At 49.8% G+C, this 2766-nt stretch carries 4 protein-coding genes and 1 pseudogene; 3 read left to right on the top strand and 2 right to left on the bottom strand.

The window, feature by feature from the left end:
- Both WBV75_RS08790 and WBV75_RS08785 read right to left on the bottom strand, forming a co-directional pair.
- The coding region (locus tag WBV75_RS08790; RefSeq protein WP_424120253.1) for an aromatic amino acid lyase at positions 1–318 on the bottom strand (318 nt) is incomplete at its 3' end.
- A gap of 242 nt (positions 319–560) precedes the next feature.
- On the bottom strand, positions 561–1079 hold the full coding sequence (locus WBV75_RS08785) for a DUF456 domain-containing protein (protein ID WP_424120254.1): 519 nt from the start codon (positions 1077–1079) through the stop codon (positions 561–563).
- 289 nt (positions 1080–1368) lie between these two features.
- On the opposite strand from WBV75_RS08785, the gene WBV75_RS08780 reads away from it, so the two are divergent.
- From WBV75_RS08780 to WBV75_RS08770, 3 genes and pseudogenes are all read left to right on the top strand, one after another.
- Complete coding sequence (locus tag WBV75_RS08780; protein ID WP_424120252.1) at positions 1369–1857, top strand: hypothetical protein; 489 nt, start codon at positions 1369–1371, stop codon at positions 1855–1857.
- The gene (ruvC, locus tag WBV75_RS08775; protein ID WP_424120251.1) at positions 1850–2416 is read left to right on the top strand and encodes a crossover junction endodeoxyribonuclease RuvC; all 567 of its coding nucleotides are present in this window, start codon (positions 1850–1852) and stop codon (positions 2414–2416) included. Before WBV75_RS08780 ends, ruvC begins: the two co-directional genes overlap by 8 nt.
- A gap of 195 nt (positions 2417–2611) precedes the next feature.
- Positions 2612–2766 (top strand): annotated as a pseudogene (locus WBV75_RS08770) (radical SAM family heme chaperone HemW); the annotation flags it as partial.

Genomic DNA, 2766 nt, shown 5'->3' with positions numbered 1-2766 from the left:
AATAAGCATGAGCCGGGCAATCTCCGGTTCTATGGACCGACCTACACCCACGCTGTGGCTTTTCAGAATATTGACTTGCAGGGTTTCGGTGTCTTTGGCGGAAATCCGGGTGGTACAAAGCGGGCCAAAGCCCGTGTTGATCCCATACACCGGAGCTCCCTTTTCAACGATCTGCGCCACAATCTGTGCGCTGGCCTGAACTTTTTTGCGCGCGGACTCCGTTAGGATACCCCTGAGGGTTCCGCGGGCGATCTGCAGCGCTTTTCCCGGGGTTAGGTGATCCTCTCCGTATGCGAATACCGAATCTTTTTTATCCATAGAATATCATTATGGCCAGATGAATTTAAGAACTTAAATCGGAACAGAACCCATCTTTTACCGATAAGGCTTTCTGACCATCTGGTGTTAGGAGGCAGAGGTCCACTGTAATTCCAGTCTGGATTTCGGGATGGGTTTCCGGGATGGGACTTATCAGCAGGGCGGCGCCAATCGGGATGGTTCCCAAAGAAGGCCCGGTGGTCTTCAGGGCTTGAGAAAGTTAAAGGGAGGGCACAATAGGTTTATCCATTTAAAAAAGGAAAGAATTCCGTGCGGTAATTCCAGGCCCGCATTAAAAAGATCCCCAGGAATATTACGGTAACTACAAATTTCAGAAAGGTGCCGGTCAGAAAACCGATGAAGGACCCGAAAGCGGCTTTCATAGCCTGTTTATGCCCGGTTTTATTGATGAGTTCTCCCACCACGGCCCCTATAAAAGGCCAGATCACAATACCGGCCAGGCCCAAAACCGGGAAAATTATGGATATCAGTAGTCCCACTGTTGTGCCGATCATTCCCGCCCGGCTCCCTCCGAATTTACGGGTTCCGGCGGCGGGGATCCAATAATCCAGACCCACTACAACCAAAGCGACAATTCCCGTAATGACGATCAGCCACCAGTCATTCGGTATTACCTGGGTTAAAATCAGCAGCAGAAGCCCCAGCCAACTGATGGGAGGCCCCGGAACAACCGGGAGAAAACTCCCCAGGATTCCGAGAATCATAAAGAAAAAACCGAGAATTAGCAGCAGGATATCCATGAGGTTATATTGCCTGTTAGTAGCACTGAAGTGCCTAAAGTTACACATCCTGGGGAATTTCGACATTCAGCAAAAAGGTCCCGACCCCATTTTAGAATTGGAGACCCAACGGATTATGGTGCGCTTGCCGCAAATGCAGGCGTGAAAGCACGGAGGTTCAGCGGTGTCCGTACCGTATTTCATCCCCAACCTTTAAATTGGATTAGAGCTTCAGGAACGGGCAGGGGTATATACATTCCCCTCCGAATTCCCTGAAAAAAATCGTAATTTCCGGCCGCACAGCAGCAGTATGAAGCTTACGGCCGGTTTTTATTGGATCCTTTTGGGACTCTGTCTCACCTCATGTGAATGGTTCGCTTCCACGGAAACGAAGACGCGGCAATTGGTAGAGGAGGAGTTAAGCGCTATCGACTGGAATGAAGTGGACCAATACCCCCTCTTTGATGCCTGTGAAGAAACGGCATCCAAACCCGAACAACAGACCTGTTTTGAGCAAAACCTGGTCATGCACCTCTCGATGTCCCTGCAGGATTTTGAGTTTCAATCCGATCAGCGGCTTGCCGACACCCTGTATGTGGACTTTATGGTAGACCCCCAGGGGAAAATCTCTGTGGTTTCCATGGATAAGAACGCTGCATTCAGTAAAGAAAACCCTGAATTTGAACCCATTGTTGCGAGAAGCCTCCGAAGCCTGCCCCGGTTACAACCCGCATTGAAGCGGGGAATCCCGGTGAGTTCGCGTTTTCGAATCCCCCTAGTACTGAACACCGATGACTAAAACCGAACCTTCTGAACTTATTATCCTGGGCATTGATCCCGGTACGACAATTATGGGGTTCGGTGTGATCCGCGTACGTGGAAAAGAGATGGAATTTATTCAAATGAACGAGCTCGTCCTAAGTAAATACAAAGACCACTTTACCAAGTTGAAACTCATCTTCGATCGTACAATAGAACTGATCGACACCCATCATCCGGACGAAATTGCCATTGAAGCTCCGTTTTTCGGGAAAAATGTACAGTCCATGCTTAAGCTAGGTCGTGCCCAGGGAGTGGCCATGGCGGCGGGGCTTTCCAGGCAGATTCCCATCACGGAGTACCTGCCCAAAAAAATCAAAATGTCGATTACGGGGAACGGGAATGCGAGCAAGGAACAGGTGGCCCGAATGCTGCAAACAACGCTGGGGCTCGGCACCCTTCCCAAAAACCTCGACTGCACGGACGGCCTGGCCGCTGCGGTTTGCCATTTCTACAACAAGGGAAATGTAACGGTCGGCAAGGCCTATACCGGGTGGGACGCTTTTGTCAGGCAAAATGAAGGTCGGATCAAAAAGTAATCGCACCACCGGGGGACTCTGTTAAGAAAACTCGCTTCAGACAAGACTGCACCGACTATATGTTGGAGCACAGCTCAGGACGACGGATCAATCCTGCCAAAATGCCTATTTTTACCCTTCTTAAAAACAGAGGGGTTTTGTTTCCGGAAAGCACGGGTAGCCGGATTCCGTACCCCCTGATTTTTCAAAAGGCTCATGAGCGGTATTTATTTCCACATCCCTTTTTGCAAACAAGCGTGCCATTATTGCAATTTTCATTTTTCCACTTCCCTGAAGCATAAATCGGCCGTACTCCAGGCGATGGAAAAAGAGCTCCGGTATTTTGCCGAACTGGGATGGCAGGGCCCTAT

The organism is Robiginitalea sp. (genome assembly GCF_049588695.1).
Lineage (GTDB): Bacteria > Bacteroidota > Bacteroidia > Flavobacteriales > Flavobacteriaceae > Robiginitalea.
Note: the sequence above shows the minus strand (reverse complement) of the source record. Positions and strands in the feature narration are given on the sequence as shown.

Excerpts from the sequence above, each read along its gene's own strand:
- WBV75_RS08785 (WP_424120254.1), bottom strand. The coding sequence starts at position 1,079 with ATGGATATCCTGCTGCTAATTCTCGGTTTTTTCTTTATGATTCTCGGA.
- ruvC (WP_424120251.1), top strand. The coding sequence starts at position 1,850 with ATGACTAAAACCGAACCTTCTGAACTTATTATCCTGGGCATTGATCCC.
- WBV75_RS08780 (WP_424120252.1), top strand. The coding sequence starts at position 1,369 with ATGAAGCTTACGGCCGGTTTTTATTGGATCCTTTTGGGACTCTGTCTC.